The sequence below is a fragment of the Paenibacillus campi genome, assembly GCF_034659835.1.
Lineage (GTDB): Bacteria > Bacillota > Bacilli > Paenibacillales > Paenibacillaceae > Saccharibacillus > Saccharibacillus campi.
The window spans coordinates 587,541-606,719 of record NZ_JAXSQZ010000003.1 but is presented as its reverse complement, the minus strand read 5'-3'; the positions used below and the strand labels follow the sequence as shown (position 1 = coordinate 606,719).

Below are 19,179 nucleotides of genomic sequence, written 5' to 3'. Positions count from 1 at the left end.
ATACAGCGATTGCTAAGGCAGCGAAAGGATGCAATTGCTTCACTGCAGGAACCAAAGTCCAAACAGACGAAGGGGAGAAGAATATCGAAGACATTCAAGTCGGAGATAAGGTTCTCTCGAAGAATGAAGTAACAGGTGAACAGGATTACAAGGAAGTTATTGCCCTTCATCGCAATGAGAAAGACACTACCTATAAGTTGTCGGTGGGCAATCAAATTATTGAGACTACGGATAATCATCCATTTTGGGTAGATGGTAAGGGTTGGGTGCTAGCGTTAGACTTGCAGGTGGGGGATAGATTACAACAGAGCAATGGAAATACCTTGACGATTCATAACATCAAGATTGTTAAGCACGAAGAAAAGGTCAAGGTCTACAACTTTACTGTTGCTGACTTCCATACCTACTTTGTAAGCAACTTGAGTATTTGGGTTCATAATATTGGAGGTGATTGTCTCCCTTCTTATAGCCCGTCAGTCTTAGAGAAGATGAAAAAAGACCCTACAGCTCATAACTTCCCGACATCTTTTGACAAACAAATACTTTCACAAAAGCCGACATTATTACGTGCAGATGGAAGGGAAGAATATTTATTAACTGGTAGTATGAATGGTAAAGATGGAGTTTACCATATTACTGTTAGACCATCGGATAATACAATCATTCACAGGGTGTTTATTCCTAGTAGTGACTGGGCGAGATTTTCAAAAGCAAATAGCCTTCCTTCATTGAAGGATATTCCATAAATTGAGAGGTGTAGGATGAATAGTTTAACTTATACAATAAAAGGTGAAGGTACAGACAGAATAGTTACCTTAAAGGTAGATTCACAGATGATCTATGAGGGTTACGCTTATAGTTTAGTAACTTCCGTAGATGGTGTTCTTCAATTTAAGCTAAATTTCGGTTTATCAGGAGTAGAGTATTTGTACCGTATGAAGAATATAGAAGATTATTTGCTGTTATTACCTGTAAACGAGCAGTTTAGAGATGCAAAACAAATAATCTTTTCCAAATCCAGCTTAATGAAACTATGGGATGAACTTGGTTATGACTTTGAAGATGATAAAGAATATATAACTGCTGTTAATCATTCCGATATTCTTTGTCATTGGTTTTTATCAAGTGGAATCTATTTTGAACAATTAGAATTAGAATCAATGAGAAAAGAGATACTAAAAAAAACTGTAGGATATAGCGAAGAAAAGTATCAATACCTATTTGAAAATTTAATTTCAATACGGGACGACATTCAATTCAATGGCATAACAAAAATAAGAAGTAGTTGTGTTGAGATTTCGATTTATTTGGATCAAAAAGCTAATTATGATTGGAAGGCTTTCTTTATTGATGAACAGGGAGCAGTTTATATCAATATAAGTCCCAAATTGGGACTTAAGACAAACATATCTATTAACTAATATAATGTTTAATGACCTTGGGGCTGCAATTCCTCAAGGTCTTTCTTTTAGCCCCACCCAGTGCCGAATGAATTGGGCAGCGGTCGTAAATAGAACAAGACTACTTTCCAATCTGCTGAACAATGCAAAATCAGGCATTTTCTACGTATTTTTATTATAAGCTGTTCATTTTTTACGAAATGTATGACTGGCTTATTTATGACCAACCCTAAATCTATGCCTAGAAAATTAAATGAGATGCCAGCAGTAAAAGTAGAGATAAAACAATGACTGGTTTTTTGAAGGGTTGACTTGACTAACAGTCACCAAAAGGTTTATCTACGTTAAGAAGTTCAACTAGAGCAGATGTATGGGAAGTAGGTAGGGCTTGGGTTGGACCAAATGCGAAAGAGATTACAGAGAATGGCACACTTATTGGTTATAGCAGTACTGATAGGCGAGCATTTAGATTGTAATATAAAAAAGGAGATGAGATGTGGAGAGCTAACGTTCAAACAGGAGATGACGCTGGTTGAGAACATGTTCGTAGAAATCGCATTGATTGAGAACACAAGACAAAACATACAATAACAAACGCCCTAACACTGCCCCCATATTGCAAAATACCAATACTAACGTATACTTTCTCAAGAGGAGTATCCGACTCTCCTCAAATATCCAGATCACAATCCATACAACCAACTAAAGGGGACAACACCAATGACAGATGCCAAAACGACAGAACAACATATCGCTGAATGGATGGTCGAGCAGACCAAAAATCAGGGGACATTAAAACAAGAAGATGCGATTGCTTACGTACGTGCACAGTATGGCGAAGCATACTTATTTACGAGTGAAGGCGGAAATATATCGTTATCCAAAGAGATCAAAAAAGCTTTCCGCAAGCAACATGGTGGCAGAATCGCCTGGGATCGAGATGGTTTTTTCTGGGCGTGGACGTAGGCAGCCTGCGCAATCTATCTACCTGTTCAAAATAACATTGTGACGTAATTGTACGAAGCATACACATACTATTCCAAATCATAACGAAAGCCGAACGAGCTGGACTTCGCACTCATTCGGCTTTCGTTCATTTATACCAACATCCAACTAGCCAGTAGGCTGTCTCAAATGGAAATGGTGTTTAAACGTACCTTAACCTATTCATTATCAAGCAATGGTTAGATCAACAAACCGTAAATGTATTTGATACAAGCTACTAGCCAGTCTAAGCATAACACCACGCACTTATCCGATCATTTCCAGCTCCAATTGTTTCAATTGATACAAATAACTACCACGCTGCATCAGCTCATCATAACTGCCCGCTTCTGCAATTCGCCCTTGATCCATGACAATAATCTGATCCATCTGCTCCAATCCGGTCAATCGATGACTGACCATAATGACTGTATCTCCCTGAGCCTGTTGAAACAACAATTCCAATACACGCTGTTCGGTTGCATAATCGAGCGCAGATGTAGGTTCATCAAGCAGCCATAACGAACCGGATCGCAGTAGAATGCGCACTAATGCCAGACGTTGTTTTTCACCGTCAGACAGGTTTTCGCCTTTTTCCAAGATTGGATCATCCAGTTTTTTGTGACTAAGCTGAACTTGATCCAACAACGCTAGCAAATGAGTATCAGGGATACCGTCTTGCTCCAGCAACAGATTGTCGCGCACAGTGCCATTGAAAAACTGATTGCGCTGTAACAGTACGCGGGCATTCGACCAAATGCTTTCCTCGTTTAGTTGCTCAAGCGGGATCGTATTCATACAAATTTGTCCTTGCTCAAGCGGATGGAGTTTGAGCAACAATTCAAGCAGGCTTGTTTTGCCCGAACCGCTTGCGCCGACGATGGCGGTTTTGGAACCGGCAGGAATATGCAGTGAGATATGTTGCAATGTCCAGCGCCAGTCTTCATCATAACGAAAGGAAACGTCTTCTATATCGATACGAACAGGCTGGTGACGTTGCAGTTGTTTGGATGCAGATGCTCGTTTGGTGAGTTTCATGTCAGATAGTACAGTGTGGAGTCGTTTGGCAGCATATTCGCTATCTTTTTGGTAAGCAGGCAATGTTGCCATCGCTGCCGCTTCATCAAATACAGTCATCGCGGTCATAATGAGCATGGCGAGAAAAAGTCCATTCATCGAGCCGTGCATAATTAATATTGCACCAACGAGCAAGACGAGCCATGAGATAAAAAAGGTCATAAATGAATGCAGCGACTGCCCACGTAATAGGCGAGTAGCGGCTTGCTGTTGTGCAGCAGCTAGTTCGTCTGCAATCTGTTCGATATGCTGCTCTTGTGCAGCTAGCCGACCATATAATTTCAGATCGATAAATCCATACATCATCTCTGCTGAATCGGTCGCCAGTGCAGCACATAGCTGATGTACCGCGTCGGTTTGCTTATGCTGACTGCGCCGAACGATAGCCGGTACGCCAAATGCGATTATGATCATACCGACGACGAAGACGAGTGCAATCCATACCGAAATGAACGACGTCACCGCTACGGTCGTCAAAAAAACGGAGATTACAATTAGCGGCGGATAAGCAACACGCAAAAAATAAAACTGCAAACTTTCCACATCGCCAACGATTTTCGCCAGCAACTCGCCGCTGCGCTGCCGACCTAACCATTGCGGCGACAACGGAATAAGTTTGGCGAAAAAGGTCGTGCGCAAACGGCTAAGCAGCGAGAAAGTCGCGCGATGGGAATACAGACGTTCTCCATACCGACTGGCAGCGCGTACCAAACCGAGTAATTTTACGAGCGCAGCGAGCAAAATAAGTGTATATAACGGAGGCAGAAAGACCGTTTTGGAAATCAAATATCCACTTAAGGAAAATAATGTAACCCCGGCAATACCAGCGATAAAGCCGGTCATAATCGTGATTACAACGTCCCTACGCTCTTGTACCATCGCGCGTGCAAAGATCGATAATTCGTTCATAACAACACCTCCTGACGTTGTAGATGCGGTCGTTGCAGACGAATCATTGCCGCATACTGTGGCAATGTGGCGAGTAGCTCATCATGCGTACCGGTAGCGAGCAAATTGCCTTGCTCCATAAACAGAATCAGATCGGCATGGCGAATCGTATGCAAGCGATGAGCAATCGTAATGACGGTTGCCTGCTGAGCCAGCTTGTTAATCGATTCCAGTAAAATTTGTTCTGTATGCAAATCAAGCCCAGCCGTCGGTTCATCGAACAGAAGCAATGATGGTTGTTTCAAAAAAGCTCGTGCCAGAGCCAATCGTTGTCGCTCACCGCCTGACAATCCGCGTCCGCCTTCGCCTACGACCGTATCATAGCCGTGTTCAAGCGCTGCCACGAGCGTTTCCAGCCCGGCAGACTGGGCAGCGGCAGCGATTTCAGCTCGCGATACGTCACGATCTGTAGCGATCGCAATATTGTCCGCCAGCGTCCCGGCAAAAATATACGGATGCTGGGTAATATAACTCATTTGTGCCAACCCGTCTGCTGCTCGATCCGGTGTTAACGGTTGATTGTTAAAACGAATTTCACCAGAGGAAGGCTGAAGCAGACCGGCAATCAGATGCAACAGCGTTGTTTTACCGGCTCCGCTTTGACCGACAATCGCTACTTTATGCCCGTATGGAATGTGCAAGGAACCTGCATTCAGTACAAAAGCTGCTTCATTTCTGCCATAACAAAAGCGAAGCTGCTGCCATGCGATGATGGAAGAAGCTGCCTGCTGTTGATGCTGTCCTATAGTATAGGTTGCATCATTACAATCGTTACTGAAAGACGATGGCTGTAACCGATGTATCGTATCGTCAATTGCACAATGATGGATCGTCGTGTCAGAGCAAATCTGGTTCTGGTTGTTCGGTTGTTGTGTTGGTGGCTGTATAAGTTGCGCTGTGGTAACGATCTGTGGCTCCTCTGCCAGCAGCGCTTCAATCGTACGAATCGCCCCCAGACTGGTGCGTCCGCTATGGAAAGCGATACCGACATTTTTGAGCAAATTGTAAAATTCAGGTACGAGCAGCAAAATGAGAAAGGCGATATGAAACGTCATCGTTTTGAATACGACGAGCTGCAAAGCAAGCTCCAATGCGACAATGCCAATGCCTAGCATCACAATCGTTTCAAGGGCGAACGTATTCATAAACGCAACTTTCAAAATGCCCATCGTTGAATCACGATACGATCCGCTATATCGTGCAATTTGCGCTTGCTGCGTCTGTGTGCGTCCAAACAGTTTTAGGGTGAGCAGACCTTGTACCGAATCAAGAAACGTACCGGAAAATTGTGCCAATTGCTGAAACTTTTCGACAGACTTTTGCCGAGTTTGTATACCGATCAGCGCCATAAACAACGGAATAAATGGAGCTGTAAACAGTAAAATGAGTCCGGACGGAACATGCAACAGAAAGACACATCCCAAAATCATCAACGGTACGATCGAAGCTTCGATCATTTTCGGTGTATATTGGCTAAAATACGAATCGGCTTCATCGACCGCATCCATCGCAATGCTGATTTTGCTGCCCGTCTGACCTTGCCGTGCGAACAGCAGCGGCTGTGACGTCAACGAGCGCAAACATGTGGAGCGCAATGTACGTTTGGCATCAGCTGCAATCCGTAGCCCAATAGCACCGTTACGATAAGCAATCGCTGTACGCAGCAGCATTACGATAAGCAATGCTGCGATGACAGGCAGCCATAACCGTACAGGGGCAGCGTCTACAAAAATGTACTGCACCGCTTGCGCCAGCAGCACAGCTTGCAAAATCGTCATCAGACCGAGTGCGACCGACAATAGCCGTATCCAGCCGGTACGTTTTGTCTGTGTCTGCATCAATTCGTATAACAGTCCGGCTTTCGGTTTCATCGTTTATCCCTCCTTAACGTTTGCCTTTCACATAATCAGCATCAAATAAGAACAATCGGCATACGAGCACGAGCGACGGAATGAGCAACAATAACCCACCGATAAATGCGACGATTAAAGCAATGCCCATCGCCTCCCCAGTAGCGCTGCCTTGAACTGTAATGTACGGGTCCAAAATATACGGATAATGCCCGATCCCATAAGCGAAAAAGGCACAGCCAAATTGCAGCATAACGCTAATAAATGCCCAACCATAATGACGTTCCTTATACAGCAGCCACAATACGATTAGGAAAAATACGACCGACAATCCGAGCAACCACCATAAATTCATCATATTTTGAAAATGACGTGCATTGTACTGACTTAAATATAAAAAGGCGGTAAACGCCGCAATAATTGTCGGTGTACTCCAAAAAAGCGCATAACTACGTAACAATTTTAGCGCAGGCTGGTCATCTGCTCGCTCGGCATAAAAAGTAAGAAAGGCAGCGCTAATAAACAGCACCGACGTAATCGCCAGCGCGACAATACTCCACGCCAGTGGGCTTGTGAGCAGCTTCATGTATGAAAGTGTCACGATGCCGTTTTGCTCTACAATAAATCCGCCTTCAGACAGCACAAGCGCCACCGACAGCGAGGCAGGAATAAGCAAGCCAGTAGCGCCGTACAAAAATAGAAACACGATATTCTTGTTGGAACCATAATTTTCAAACGCATAAAACGAGCCACGAATAGCGATCAGCACGATCGCAATACTGCCTGGTACGAGCAATGACGAGCCGTAATAATGCGCTGCATCCGGGAAAAATCCGATCAGTCCAATAAAAAAGAACACAAAAAACACATTCGTAATTTCCCATACCGGTGACAAATAACGAGCAATCAGCCGATTAATGAGATGGTCATTGCCTGTTGCACGCGCATAAAAAGCGAAAAAACCTGCTCCAAAATCAATCGAAGCGACAATCAAATAGCCGTACAAAAAAATCCACAACACCGAAATACCGATAATTTCATAATTCATGACCGGGGTTCACCTTCTTCTTTCAGCATCTGTGCGCGTGTTGCTGCTATTTTTTCCAATTCTACTTCGGCTGGATTGTTGCGGAACAAGCGGCGCAGTACAATGATGCATAATGTGCCGAGTATAATATACAGCAACAAAAACAGGAAAAAGAGCGGCATAATGCTTGGTGATGTAGTAGCGGCTTGCTCAACCCGCATATAACCACGAATGATCCACGGTTGCCGTCCTACTTCGGCATAAAACCAGCCAAATTCGATACCGAGAAAGGCGAGCGGTGCGCCTAGCACGATGGAGCGCAACAGCCAACGATTGTATTCATTGCGCTTTTTCCAAATCAAAAACAAGAAAAAGATCGCTGAAATCGCCAGCAATATAAAGCCGATACTGACCATAAAATCAAACATATAATGAATCCATAATGGCGGCTGTTCATTAGCAGGAAACTCGTTCAAACCTTTCACTTCAGCATTAAAATGACCAAATGCCAAAAAGCTGAGCGCCTTCGGAATATGCAATGCCCCGATAATTTCATGCTTGGCATTCAGCCAGCCGAGGAAAATCAGGTCAGCCCCTTTTTCGGTTTGAAAATGCCATTCGCCAGCAGCTAATTTCTCCGGCTGATACTGCGCGAGAAACTTTGCCGCCGTATCGCCTGCAACTGCCGTCAAAAAGCTAAATACAAGCAATACGCTCATCATCAGCTTGAGCGCTTTTTTCGTATATTCTGAAGTCCCTTTGCGCAAGATCGAAAAAGCGGCAATGCCTGCCAGCAGTGCAGCACCGGTCATATAAGCGGATGTGAGTACATGAAAAACTTTGGACGGTGTAGCTGCATTAAACATCGCTTGCAGCGGATAAACAGCGGTAAATTGCCCGTGTTGTAATACAAATCCGTCCGGCTGATTCATAAAGCCGTTCACGGTAGTGATAAAAAAGGCGGACATCGAAGCGCCCAGCACGATCGGGATCGTTAACAACCAGTGTAGATAAGGGTTGCGGAACCGTTCCCACGTATACAAATAAATGCCTAAAAAGATCGCTTCAAAAAAGAACGCAAATACTTCCAAAAACAGCGGCAATGCGATCACATTACCAGCAAGCTGCATAAAGTTCGGCCAGACGAGCGCTAGTTGAAGCGAAATCGCTGTACCGGTCACAACGCCGACCGCGACTGAAATAATAAAGCCTCTTGTCCAGCGCTTAGCCATCAATGTGTAATGGTAATCTTGTTTGCGTATCCCTACCAGCTCAGCGATGGCGATCATCAATGGGAGGGCAACACCGATTGTTGCAAAAATCACATGGAACGATAGCGTTAATCCGGTCACCAACCGACTCCATAATACCGTATCAATCATCATCATCTGAAATCCTTTCGTAGTGGCATAATGGCGATTCAATATGAGCATAGCGTAGCAATTTTGCAGCGTTAGATGTGACATTTGCTACAATTTTCAAATAAAAATCAAAGATTTAAGGCGATTTAGTGAAAAAATGCACAATAGCCCTTTAGGGTTATTGTGCATAGGGAGTGCGTGTATGATATAAATTTCAATCCCAGTTCACACCCGCAAAATTTGATGGATCAAGTGGATCAAATTCATCTACGTCAACCGGTTTATCTTCGGTTGGGAATTTTTCACGCCACTCTTTAAAAGTTTCAAGATTAGCATCTTCCAGTTTTTTGTAATTTGTGCTCATTTCCAACAAGCTAGCGTTGAATTGAATGACTGTTAAACGATCTTCTGTTATAGCCTTCTGTGCCTTCATTACGTTTTGCCAAATGACCTTAGCTTCTTGGTTTGCTTTTGCTATATAAGCGTCCTTATCTTCATCTTTAGGCTCAGGGATGTCGGGCTTGTATTTTTTAGATGATGGCAAGTTAGTGAATGAAGTAATCCTATCTTTCGTCTGGGTAGGCTCTCTTAACTCAGAAGTAAATCCAGGACGGTCTGTTGCGGGCTGATTTTTGGCGCCTTCTTGATCATAAAACAGCGTTTCACCACTTGCTGCACGAACAATTTCCATACTTTGAGCACCTTGTATATCTGTTGCTAATTCTTGCGTATGTGCCTTTTGCGTGGCAAGTGTACGAGGATGAGTATGCGCAATAAAGTTGGAACTGTAGTTTTCGAATCCTAGTGAGCTTGAACCAGGTGCACCTACACTTGCGCCTGCACCTGCAAGCCCGGGTTTGTTAGGACCGATAAAAAGTCCCATTCTTTGGGATTTCTTTTCGTTGTCTGTTATGTTTAACAAGCCGATTTCTCTCGTTTTAGTAACATCGATTGCATCGATATAAGTTATTAAATCGCCTAAGCTGACTGCATCATCTTTTTCTAAAATAACATGTGGAAATTTGGTGAGCACTCGTTTTATTTCTTGCAATGGTTTGTTAGCTGCGTCATCAGAAAATGCATTGGAGTCAGCGGATAATTGGTCTGCTACTTTTAATTTTTCTATTGTATTTGCAGCCTGATCATATGTTTGTTTAAGCATTTGTAATTTGGAAGCTACTTGTTTATCTTCAGCTGATAGCGCTGCTTCGATTGCTTTTAATTTTTCAAAGATGACATGATAAGGTTGTGTCCAGGCTTGTTCCTGTTTTTCCTGTTCTGCTTGTTTTTCTTCACCGGCGTACATTCGTTGTATGTAATGTCGTGTTGCCTGATTCCCTATATATTGCTGAAGTTGGCGTAGAGGATACGATTTAAAACCTGAATGGATTGCAGGAGAAGGGTCTGATACGGGAGCAGGAGTTTTGGGCGGACTGTCTTTTTTTAAAGGTTCGTTAGCATACAAATAGCTCACCTCGTTCCGTTTTTGTGGAATGATTGCTTAATAAAGTGATGGCGAATTTACAATATGTGTATTGTCCACTACATCATAAACGGTAGTGGAAGTCCATTTCAATCCTGTATATGGATAAAATCGGGATCATACGTATTTTATTGTTAAAAATTATAACTAACAATTAATTGCTGAACTGGTTAAAAAAACAGTATAAATAGATTGATTATATAGTTCGCTGAAACTATAATCGATATATAAAAGAGAGGAGCTAAGTAAATGAGTAAATTAAAAACGATTGCGTTATTGTCAGCAGCTTTGCTGTTGGGAGGTACGAGTACATATGCTGCTTCAAGCAGTACCGTGCAAGGCATTTTTAAAAGTTTTAAATATAATGTAAACGGATACGCGATGAAAACGACTGCGAAATCGCAGCCGATCGTTATTAATAATATGGTGTATATTCCGATTGATGTGGCTAGTGAAGCGTTAGACACCGCGATTACAGCAGACACCAAAACAGGCGTTATTAATTTTGGCGAGAAATTGGATCAAGTTCCATTGTTAAGCGAACCGATTGAGTATGCTTTTGGATCGGGTCTGACGAAAGACGCAGTGTTTGTTAATTCAGATGGTAACGCTAACAAACAGGTCATTCGTTTGACTCGCAGCGCAAATCGGATCGATCTTACGCCAGCCGGTAAATACCAGAAGTTGGTACTGGATATTCGAGCGATGAATGCCGACTCGATCATTAGCTTTGTAAATGGAGACACGCATAAATCATTGCAAAAAGTAATATTTTCCAAAGCTAACGGTGTCACAGAAGTGGAAATCAATCTTGCTGGAATTAATAAATTAGAAATCTCTGCGCAAGCGATTGCTGCAGCCGAGCGTAGTGATACGATTATTTATCCAAGTTCATATTATAAATAAGTGCAAAAAGACCAATTTAAGATTGGTCTTTTTGATTGGATCAGGCATTTATTCAATTTGCAGTTAATAGTATAGCTTGTTCGCCATTTACATATGCAATAGCAATCATTTATCAAATTAGGCTACTCGTTTATACTTTATTTGTAGGTGAGCAGTCAGAACTATAATGATTTGGTAACAGAGAAATGTAACTGATTCGTAGAAAGGATGGATTTTACCGATGAACCTAGCGTATACGGTAGCTCAAGCTACGATCCATGACTTGGATGATTTGGCAGCATTATTTGATCGGTATCGTATGTTTTATAAACAGCCTTCCGATGTGGAGGGAGCCAAACAGTTTTTGTGGCAACGTTTTAATTATGGACAGTCCGTTATATTTATCGCACGGGCGCTTGCGGATCGACAAGCTGTCGGGTTTACGCAGCTTTATCCGACGTTTTCCTCTATTTCGATGCAAAGATTATGGGTGTTAAATGATTTGTATGTACGAGAAGAACATCGCCAACAAGGGATTGCCGAGCAGTTGTTGCAGCAGGGGAAGCAATGGGCACTACAAACTAAAGCTAAAGGCGTAGCCTTATCAACTGCTACGGATAATGTAAACGGGCAAGCGTTATATGAAAAGTTTGGCTTTGTAAAAGATACGGAGTTTTATCACTATTTTTTGAGTGTACCGCAAGTATAAAATAGGACAGTATTATGTGCGTTTATTTACTATGCTTTATCATCATAATGTACTGTGTAGATTAATAAATGGAATTTAGCTAATGTGCCAAAATTGTACAAAATATCCGGCGCGATATTGAAGCAGACGGCACGATTGGAAGTTTAAGGAGCCGTGCACAAATTGCAGCTTCAATCAGCGAACAGGCAAACGATGTGCTGCATGATGCATGTCAAGAGACAAGCTGATCGATCCAGCATAGAAATGAAGATTATAGATTATAAATTATAAAAAGTTTAAGCTTGCCCAAGCTGAAGTTAAGGGATTGGTGCTAAGGCTCAATGTGCAATGCGCTAATGTGATGCCATGCTATCCAGCGGATGAAAACAGACGAAGTTAATGCAACACATTATTGCTTATAATGGCTGATCTGCACTTTGATCTTAAGCAGCGACTGTAAAAAGTAGTTGCCTTTTTGGTTGTGCAAAATCAGATCGGATCATGCGCCAGCACTATATGTTGTCACCTAGCTAAACGTTAACGCTTTGTATAATTCAATTGTAAGTTAGTGCACATAAGATGAGATATATGGCAGTATCATTGGTTCGATTGATTGGCAAATCGGATTGTTCATGTCGATAACAGTTAATGAGGAGGGACTACTGAATGTATGGACAAGACTGGGGGCAATGGTTTGATACGATCTACCCTTTATTAAGGGCGATTGCCGCTATGATCGGCGCAGCTGTAGTATTGCTAATCGTTATCGTTAATTTGCCGCATAGTCGGTTACAACAATTATTCGTGAAGCTGGGATGGATGCTTGTAGTAACAGTGTTTATTGTTTCTTTGCTGCATACATAATTGAATTGTAGTAGCCGTATAAATGTAGTACTAGGCTCGTTGTCCACATCAATGATGCCAATAAATGGATTATAAGCAAGCAAAATTAAGCATAAACACTACATATTTATCAATAATATTCAAATTGATGCCATGATCGTAAACTATTTTGTTTTATATTATGTTGATGTTCTTTATAATTAAGTGACTGAGCATTTGAAGTGATGTATACAGATCGTTAGGTGAGCAGCGAGTAGAGGGCGTATGCACAAATTGGTGAAGATGCGCTTTGTGTATAGCAAAAATAATCGTTTACTAAGCAGTGTCTTCAACCCTTCCGCGTTGTCATGTTATTATTCAAGTGGGTCGCGTTTTAAGTGAGTGGAGCTGCGTATACAAGCGTAATCTAATAAAAAAACGCAGCGAACTGCCTACGAAGCCGTTTGAAGACACGCCTTAGTAGCTTGACCGCGTTAAATGTTAATTTTGATCGTGTACTGAAGTCTTGATCAATCCGATCTTAAAACAGATTCAACACTCTGATTAATCTCGGTCAGAGTACTAGTAGCTTGACCGCGTTAAATAAGTAGTTTGATATGGCAGAGCAGAGCTGTTCTAAGGCTACGATTCCAGTGTTTTTTCATACGATGTAGTCCATCAGACATTGCATGTAAGCGGGGCAAGTTACTAAATTGTGTACGTAAACATAGGCTGCGTACCGCGGTGGTCGCTGACCTAATGTGCTAAGTTTGCGTATACGCTCTAAGCTAAGTGTATGCCAATTTGCTGCCCTCCAGCTACAATCGGTCTGCGTGCATCAAGTATATGTTTTAAGAAAAGGATGTTTAAAGTTTGCGAAATGCAGTACGGGATCGCAATCAATTGACTGTAGTAGCGTGTATGCAAATTTCAGCTTGGAAAAGGGGACACAATGAATAAAAAACTGTTTTATGTATGGATCGCCTTGAGTATTTTGTTGTCCGTTGCGTTTAGTCCGATGGGTACAATTCATGCTGCTACAAACAAGCCAGCGTCTATTTATAGCTCGGTGCCCAATTTTGTGAAAAAGTTCAATAATGAGCAATCTGCCAGTTCTTTTTACCATATCAAAAAATATGATGTGAAGACGGTCAATGGGGTGAAGCAATTTAGTGCGACATTTGATGACACAACAGGCGGATATAAATTGTTCGGAGAAGTGAATCCAGACCATAGTTTGAAAAACCTGACGTTCCAATCGGATATGTACTATGCTGACAAGTATAACCCTGAATTGGAAGATGGAGTGGGTGATATCGGCATTGAGCGTTTGTTAATAGTCATTACGCTCGTTCACATTTTGAACCCGCAAGCTCAAGTCGAACAAGTGCAAAAGCAAGTGATCGCTTTAATTAATCAAGTACCTAAAGTAAACCCAGGCAAAAAGAAAAAAACGATTTCCGGCAAAGTGACTGCGAATGGACTGACATACAGCATTAATGTTCCGCAAAATGTGGAAGTCTTTACATTAAGGATTACGAAGTAAAATGGATAATATGCAATTTTAATGAAGCGAGCGTATGTTTCAACCTCCTAATTTATGTAGGAGGTTGTTTGTTGCGTAACGGGGTAGTACTACTATAAAATCCAAATCAGCTGCCCACTTACGTATTTCCGCTTAATCGCCTCCGCCGCCTCCACAGGAACTGCTACTGCTGCAAGACGAGCTACTACAAGATGAACTGCTGCATGAAGAATGACTATGTCCACCACTGTCATGCCCACCTCCATGATGGTTATTATTGCTGGAATGATCGCTAGTAAAACCGGTGCCGCATGAACTGCTTGTGCCACCATTTGGTTGCTGCTCGCGCGCTTCATTAGGCAGAAACGGATCGACACAAGTGGAAAAATCTGCTGGTGGCAAATACGAATAATACACACATGCCGCTCCGGCAGCGCTTAATCCGTACACTGAATTGTTGTACATATCGCTAGAGCTATTACTATTGTACATAGGCGATGAGCTGTCCGGTCTGTCTCCGCGCAATGCTGCCTGGCTTTGTGCAACAAAGCGGCGGTGCAAATACAATATGCCTGCACGTGCTTCCGGGCTGCGCTGGAACATATTGCTGTTAAATAGCGACTGTTGTGGATCATGTTCGCTAAATGCCAGCAGCTCATTCATTATCGATGAAGGGAGCGGATGACGGAAAAAGCTGCCCCACAGCTTCGTATTGGCTCGTTCGAGTGGAAACAGTTCACCATATGCCCAGTCAAACAGAGCGCGCTGATCCGGCTGTGAAACACTGCCGCCATGTGGAGAGTGATGCAGCATATAGCCGTAAAAGCGCTGACAAAACTGCTCGTATTTCCGCGTAAACATCAGCATTTCATGCCATATATCATCGATGCGCGAGCTGAACATCGGAACTTCACGAAACAAGGCACAAATAAGCAAATAACGTTTCATCTCATGCCAGCGCCATTCAAATTCACGATCCGACATATGCGGATGCTTGCTCTGGATTCTTTGCCATAGTTGCGCTGTATAATGCGCAGGGATCGATGCTTCCAGCTTGTTGGCAAGCGCTTCACACGGATGTCCGGCAGGAACGAGCGCATCGGGTGGATCGATTGCATTAAAAAAGCGCTCATTTTCCCGTATGCGCTTTTCCGCCTGGCGTTCTGGTGTGTTCCATCTGCGAATCACTATATAACCGATTAACATGAGCGCAATAATGATCAAAATCGTTTTCATCATCGATAGCCTCCTGTGTTCATAATGGATGAGCCGCATTGTTGGTACGATTAAGCTAATAAGATTAAATCGTATGCTTGCTGTTTGACATCGGCTAGCGGTTATACCTGTTCCGTCCGCTGCTGAAATTCGTTACGGATTTGCTGTAATAGCGCCGGCTCGGTCATCACATCAAATGCCGTTTCCGCTAATACGATCGCGGCGAACAGCATCGCTTCCAATGCTTGCGGCTCTTGTGCACGATCGCGAAAGCCGATGCTATGCAGCTCGTGTTGTTCATCGGTCACTTTAATATACGGATGGATAGCTGGACAGCGAACCGATACATTGCCAAGATCGAGTGAGCCTGCATCTTTGCCGGATTGGATGTCTTCGCGCCGTATACCGTGAGCAAGCAAATTTTGACTGAATGCGGCGGACAGCGTTTGATTCGTTACCATTTCATCATATGAATATTCGTAATTGGAAATGTCCATGCGGCAGCCTGTTTGGAGTGCGGCACCATGAGCGATCTGTTTGACGCGTTCGACTAGCTCATTCGTATACGTGCGACTGGCAGAACGAATGTAAAACTGCGCGCAAGCGTAATCTGGAATAATATTCGCCGCTACACCGCCTTGATTAATAATACCGTGGATACGTGTATCACTGCGGGTTTGCTGACGCATCGCATTAATGCCATTAAACAATTGCAACACAGCATCAAGCGCGTTAATGCCATGCTGCGGGCTAGCGGCTGCATGAGCGGATTTGCCGAAATATTCAAATTGTAGCGCATCCATCGCTAGCGAAATGCCGGATTCCTCATACGCATAATATGGATGAGCCATCATCGCAAAATCACAATCATCAAACAGACCGGCTGCTGCCATCGGCACTTTAGCACCGCGTGTTTCTTCGGCAGGTGTACCGTACACCCGAATCGTACCGCCAATTTCATCGAGTACAGATTTCAAGCCAATCGCCGCGCCAGCACTCATCATACAGATCAGATGATGACCGCATGCATGCCCAATCTCAGGCAGCGCATCATATTCACACATTAGTGCAACCGTTGCGCCGGGCTTGGTGGCGGTATAGGTGGCGATAAATGCTGTTTCAATTCCGAGCACAGATGATTCGATGGTAAAGCCGTGTGCAGCAAGCAGTTCTTTTAGTCGTGCGGATGCTTTGTATTCTTCATTGCCCAGTTCGGGGTTTTGTCCGATATACATAGATACCGATTTGAATTCTAGTTCGTGTTGCCGAATCGCTTGTTGAAGCTGTGATTTGAGTAGCGTCGTATTCATGATGAAATTCTCCTTTAAAACTGTTATGTAGAAAATCAGAGCGTGTTTTCTGCTATCAGTATAGCATGCAAGCTTAGGCAAGTCGTGTATCAAGTGATTAAAATGTACATAGTGTTGCTGTGACATTTCATTCACATTTTTAATGATAAAACCATTGAATAATCATACAAATTCATTTATAATAACCCGGTTGCCTATGAGTTACCGGGAAAAAGCGCTAATGAAGCGTATCAAAATTATATGGATGTAAAGGAGATAGAAGGTTGAAAGTACTTAAACCGTGGCTAGGATGCGTGATGAGCATACTGATGCTATTTTTTATGATTGTACCGACAATGGCGTCTGCCGCAGATGGTTCCGGCAAGACGATTGTGGTCGGGTTGAGCGCGGATTTTGCGCCTTATGAATTCCACAAAAACATCAATGGACAAGATCAGATTGTAGGCTCCGATGTGGAGCTGGCGAAACGCATTGCCGCTGATATGGGTGCGCAATTGCAAATTCAGGATATTCCGTTCGACAGTTTGCTACCTGCGCTAAGCAGCGGCAGAATCGATATGATCATCTCCGGTATGACGCCGACAGCAGATCGTCGCAAAAATGTCGACTTCTCGGATTCATACTATGTATCACGTCAGGTCATTATGACCCGTGCGGCAGATAAAGATAAATATGCGACATTTGATAGTCTAAAAGGTATTACGATCGGTGTGCAAAAAGGCTCGATTCAAGAAGGCATCGCCAAAGACATACAAGGTGCCAAGCTTACATCGGTCGATAAAATTTCCGATGTCGTGTTACAGCTGCAATCCGGACGGGTTGACGCTGCTGTAATGGAAGGCCCGGTAGCGGACGGTCAGGTCGCTAACCATAGCGATCTTGCGATCACGGCAGCACAAATTCCGAATAGCGATACCGAAATGGCGATCGCGGTCAAAAAAGGCAATACCGCACTGTTGAATCAAATTAACGGCACGTTGGCAGAATTGAAAAAGACCGATGCGGTAGCAAAGTTTGTACAGGCAGCGACTGCCCTAAATTCGGACGAAAAAGCAGAACCGGACAATATGTTCAGTATTTTCTGGGATTATCGTCATTATTATGCAACAGGCATTCAGTACACGTTGTTACTATCTGCATTGGGCGTATTGTTCGGCTTTTTGATTGGTCTGATCGTTGCATTGCTACGTCTGTCCAATGTGGGCGCATTGCGTTGGATCGCGATGGCGTATATCGAAGTCATTCGCGGTACGCCGATGCTTGTGCAATTGCTCATTATTCACTATGGGATCGCGCAAACGTTCCATATTGAATTTAGCGTCTTGCAATCCGGTATTATTACGCTGTCGATCAATAGCTCGGCGTATTTGGCTGAAATTTTCCGTGCCGGTATTCAAGGCGTTGATCGCGGTCAAACGGAGGCGGCACGTTCACTCGGTATGTCTTATGGGATGACACTGCGCCATATTATTGTTCCACAGGCGATCAAAAGCGTGTTGCCAGCAATCGGTAACGAATTTGTCGTCATTATTAAAGAATCGTCGATCGTGTCGTTTATCGGTGTCGCTGATCTGATGTTTCAGGCGCAAGCGGTGCGCAGTATTACGTATTCCGCACTGTACCCATTGCTAATTGCGGCAGCGATCTATTTTGTAATGACATTTGTATTATCGAAACTGCTCGGTATGGTAGAAAGGAGATGGAGTGTAAGTGATAAACGTTAAAGGTCTGAAAAAGTCGTTTGGCAAAAATGAAGTACTGAATGGCATCGATATCGAAATCGCTCAGGGCGAAGTTGTAGTTGTGATCGGACCAAGTGGTTCGGGTAAAAGTACATTTTTGCGCTGCCTCAATCTGCTGGAACAACCGACTGATGGTGAGATTTATTTTGAAGATGAGCTGATTACGGCGCGTAAATATGATATTGACAGTGCTCGTCGTAAAATGGGTATGGTGTTCCAGCATTTTAATCTGTTCCCACACAAAACGGTGCTGCAAAATTTAACGATCGCTCCGATTAAAGTGAAAAAGACCGATAAAGCGGCAGCGGAAAAGATTGCGCTCGATTTGCTGCAAACGGTCGGTCTTGCCGACAAAAAGGATGCGTATCCGAACCAGTTGTCCGGTGGACAAAAACAGCGGATTGCGATCGCACGCGCACTCGCGATGCAACCGCATGTGATGTTATTCGACGAGCCAACGTCTGCACTTGACCCGGAAATGGTTGGCGAAGTGCTGGAAGTGATGAAAAAGCTTGCGCAGCAGGGCATGACGATGGTCATCGTGACTCATGAAATGGGCTTTGCGCGTGAAGTAGGCGATCGGATTATTTTTATGGATGGCGGGCAGATTGTGGAGCAAGGTACGCCAGAGCAAGTATTTGGTGCTCCATCCCATTCGCGCACACAGGATTTCTTAAGTAAAGTGTTGTAAAAAAGTGTACGGTTTATGATTTGCCTGTACTATTATAAATGAGATGGGCAATAGTTATTTACGACTCAAAATGTTTTATAATACGCAACAGGCTTACCATTGACCTGTCTACCGTATGTGCAAATTTAACTAAAAAGCATATGATTCTGCTGCTATTATAGCTTGCGGGAT

At 43.4% G+C, this 19,179-nt stretch carries 16 protein-coding genes; 9 read left to right on the top strand and 7 right to left on the bottom strand.

The window, feature by feature from the left end; all coding sequences use genetic code 11:
- From U1I11_RS11160 to U1I11_RS11150, 3 genes are all read left to right on the top strand, one after another.
- Positions 1-746: polymorphic toxin-type HINT domain-containing protein (locus tag U1I11_RS11160; protein ID WP_322906181.1), on the top strand; the 746-nt coding region annotated here is incomplete at its 5' end.
- 15 nt (positions 747-761) lie between these two features.
- On the top strand, positions 762-1,421 hold the full coding sequence (locus U1I11_RS11155; protein ID WP_322906180.1) for a hypothetical protein: 660 nt from the start codon (positions 762-764) through the stop codon (positions 1,419-1,421).
- Between the two features lie 699 nt (positions 1,422-2,120).
- Positions 2,121-2,366 carry a DUF6953 family protein gene (locus U1I11_RS11150; protein ID WP_322906179.1) on the top strand — a complete coding sequence of 82 codons (246 nt, stop codon included), beginning with the start codon at positions 2,121-2,123 and terminating at the stop codon, positions 2,364-2,366.
- Between the two features lie 285 nt (positions 2,367-2,651).
- Here the strand turns inward: U1I11_RS11150 and cydC are convergent, their stop codons facing one another.
- The 5 genes from cydC to U1I11_RS11125 form a co-directional block, all read right to left on the bottom strand.
- The gene (gene cydC, locus U1I11_RS11145) at positions 2,652-4,370 is read right to left on the bottom strand and encodes a thiol reductant ABC exporter subunit CydC (protein ID WP_322906178.1); all 1,719 of its coding nucleotides are present in this window, start codon (positions 4,368-4,370) and stop codon (positions 2,652-2,654) included.
- Positions 4,367-6,280, bottom strand: a complete 1,914-nt coding sequence (gene cydD, locus U1I11_RS11140; protein WP_322906177.1) for a thiol reductant ABC exporter subunit CydD — start codon at positions 6,278-6,280, stop codon at positions 4,367-4,369. The genes cydC and cydD overlap by 4 nt, the downstream gene beginning before the upstream one ends.
- Before the next feature lie 13 nt (positions 6,281-6,293).
- Positions 6,294-7,307, bottom strand: a complete 1,014-nt coding sequence (locus U1I11_RS11135) for a cytochrome d ubiquinol oxidase subunit II (protein ID WP_322906176.1) — start codon at positions 7,305-7,307, stop codon at positions 6,294-6,296.
- Positions 7,304-8,671, bottom strand: coding sequence for a cytochrome ubiquinol oxidase subunit I (locus tag U1I11_RS11130; protein WP_322906207.1), 1,368 nt, complete (start codon positions 8,669-8,671; stop codon positions 7,304-7,306). The genes U1I11_RS11135 and U1I11_RS11130 overlap by 4 nt, the downstream gene beginning before the upstream one ends.
- A 190-nt stretch (positions 8,672-8,861) precedes the next feature.
- Positions 8,862-10,112, bottom strand: coding sequence for a hypothetical protein (locus tag U1I11_RS11125; protein ID WP_322906175.1), 1,251 nt, complete (start codon positions 10,110-10,112; stop codon positions 8,862-8,864).
- Between the two features lie 267 nt (positions 10,113-10,379).
- On the opposite strand from U1I11_RS11125, the gene U1I11_RS11120 reads away from it, so the two are divergent.
- The 4 genes from U1I11_RS11120 (at position 10,380) to U1I11_RS11105 (ending at position 14,071) form a co-directional block, all read left to right on the top strand.
- The gene (locus tag U1I11_RS11120) at positions 10,380-11,036 is read left to right on the top strand and encodes a hypothetical protein (protein ID WP_322906174.1); all 657 of its coding nucleotides are present in this window, start codon (positions 10,380-10,382) and stop codon (positions 11,034-11,036) included.
- 220 nt (positions 11,037-11,256) lie between these two features.
- Positions 11,257-11,724 carry a GNAT family N-acetyltransferase gene (locus tag U1I11_RS11115; protein ID WP_322906173.1) on the top strand — a complete coding sequence of 156 codons (468 nt, stop codon included), beginning with the start codon at positions 11,257-11,259 and terminating at the stop codon, positions 11,722-11,724.
- A 645-nt stretch (positions 11,725-12,369) separates the two neighbouring features.
- Positions 12,370-12,567 carry a hypothetical protein gene (locus U1I11_RS11110; RefSeq protein ID WP_322906172.1) on the top strand — a complete coding sequence of 66 codons (198 nt, stop codon included), beginning with the start codon at positions 12,370-12,372 and terminating at the stop codon, positions 12,565-12,567.
- 910 nt (positions 12,568-13,477) lie between these two features.
- A complete protein-coding gene (locus U1I11_RS11105; protein ID WP_322906171.1) occupies positions 13,478-14,071 on the top strand; it encodes a hypothetical protein in 594 nt (197 codons plus the stop codon).
- A 132-nt stretch (positions 14,072-14,203) separates the two neighbouring features.
- On the opposite strand, the gene U1I11_RS11100 is transcribed toward U1I11_RS11105, so the two are convergent.
- The gene (locus U1I11_RS11100; protein WP_322906170.1) at positions 14,204-15,289 is read right to left on the bottom strand and encodes a glycine-rich domain-containing protein; all 1,086 of its coding nucleotides are present in this window, start codon (positions 15,287-15,289) and stop codon (positions 14,204-14,206) included.
- A gap of 98 nt (positions 15,290-15,387) precedes the next feature.
- A complete protein-coding gene (locus U1I11_RS11095; RefSeq protein WP_322906169.1) occupies positions 15,388-16,575 on the bottom strand; it encodes a M20 family metallopeptidase in 1,188 nt (395 codons plus the stop codon).
- Between the two features lie 263 nt (positions 16,576-16,838).
- Here U1I11_RS11095 and U1I11_RS11090 point away from each other — a divergent pair, with 263 nt between their 5' ends.
- The gene (locus U1I11_RS11090) at positions 16,839-18,299 is read left to right on the top strand and encodes an ABC transporter substrate-binding protein/permease (RefSeq protein ID WP_416235615.1); all 1,461 of its coding nucleotides are present in this window, start codon (positions 16,839-16,841) and stop codon (positions 18,297-18,299) included.
- Entirely contained in the window at positions 18,286-19,008 is a 723-nt protein-coding gene (locus tag U1I11_RS11085) for an amino acid ABC transporter ATP-binding protein (protein WP_322906168.1), read from the top strand. Before U1I11_RS11090 ends, U1I11_RS11085 begins: the two co-directional genes overlap by 14 nt.
- Positions 19,009-19,179: the final 171 nt, after the last annotated feature.

What these genes read in the sequence shown, in the direction of transcription:
- U1I11_RS11105 (WP_322906171.1), top strand. Translation starts at nt 13,478, where the DNA reads ATGAATAAAAAACTGTTTTATGTATGGATCGCCTTGAGTATTTTGTTG.
- U1I11_RS11150 (WP_322906179.1), top strand. Translation starts at nt 2,121, where the DNA reads ATGACAGATGCCAAAACGACAGAACAACATATCGCTGAATGGATGGTC.
- U1I11_RS11130 (WP_322906207.1), bottom strand. Translation starts at nt 8,671, where the DNA reads ATGATGATTGATACGGTATTATGGAGTCGGTTGGTGACCGGATTAACG.
- U1I11_RS11100 (WP_322906170.1), bottom strand. Translation starts at nt 15,289, where the DNA reads ATGATGAAAACGATTTTGATCATTATTGCGCTCATGTTAATCGGTTAT.
- U1I11_RS11095 (WP_322906169.1), bottom strand. Translation starts at nt 16,575, where the DNA reads ATGAATACGACGCTACTCAAATCACAGCTTCAACAAGCGATTCGGCAA.
- U1I11_RS11120 (WP_322906174.1), top strand. Translation starts at nt 10,380, where the DNA reads ATGAGTAAATTAAAAACGATTGCGTTATTGTCAGCAGCTTTGCTGTTG.
- U1I11_RS11110 (WP_322906172.1), top strand. Translation starts at nt 12,370, where the DNA reads ATGTATGGACAAGACTGGGGGCAATGGTTTGATACGATCTACCCTTTA.
- cydC (WP_322906178.1), bottom strand. Translation starts at nt 4,370, where the DNA reads ATGAACGAATTATCGATCTTTGCACGCGCGATGGTACAAGAGCGTAGG.
- U1I11_RS11115 (WP_322906173.1), top strand. Translation starts at nt 11,257, where the DNA reads ATGAACCTAGCGTATACGGTAGCTCAAGCTACGATCCATGACTTGGAT.
- U1I11_RS11135 (WP_322906176.1), bottom strand. Translation starts at nt 7,307, where the DNA reads ATGAATTATGAAATTATCGGTATTTCGGTGTTGTGGATTTTTTTGTAC.
- cydD (WP_322906177.1), bottom strand. Translation starts at nt 6,280, where the DNA reads ATGAAACCGAAAGCCGGACTGTTATACGAATTGATGCAGACACAGACA.
- U1I11_RS11155 (WP_322906180.1), top strand. Translation starts at nt 762, where the DNA reads ATGAATAGTTTAACTTATACAATAAAAGGTGAAGGTACAGACAGAATA.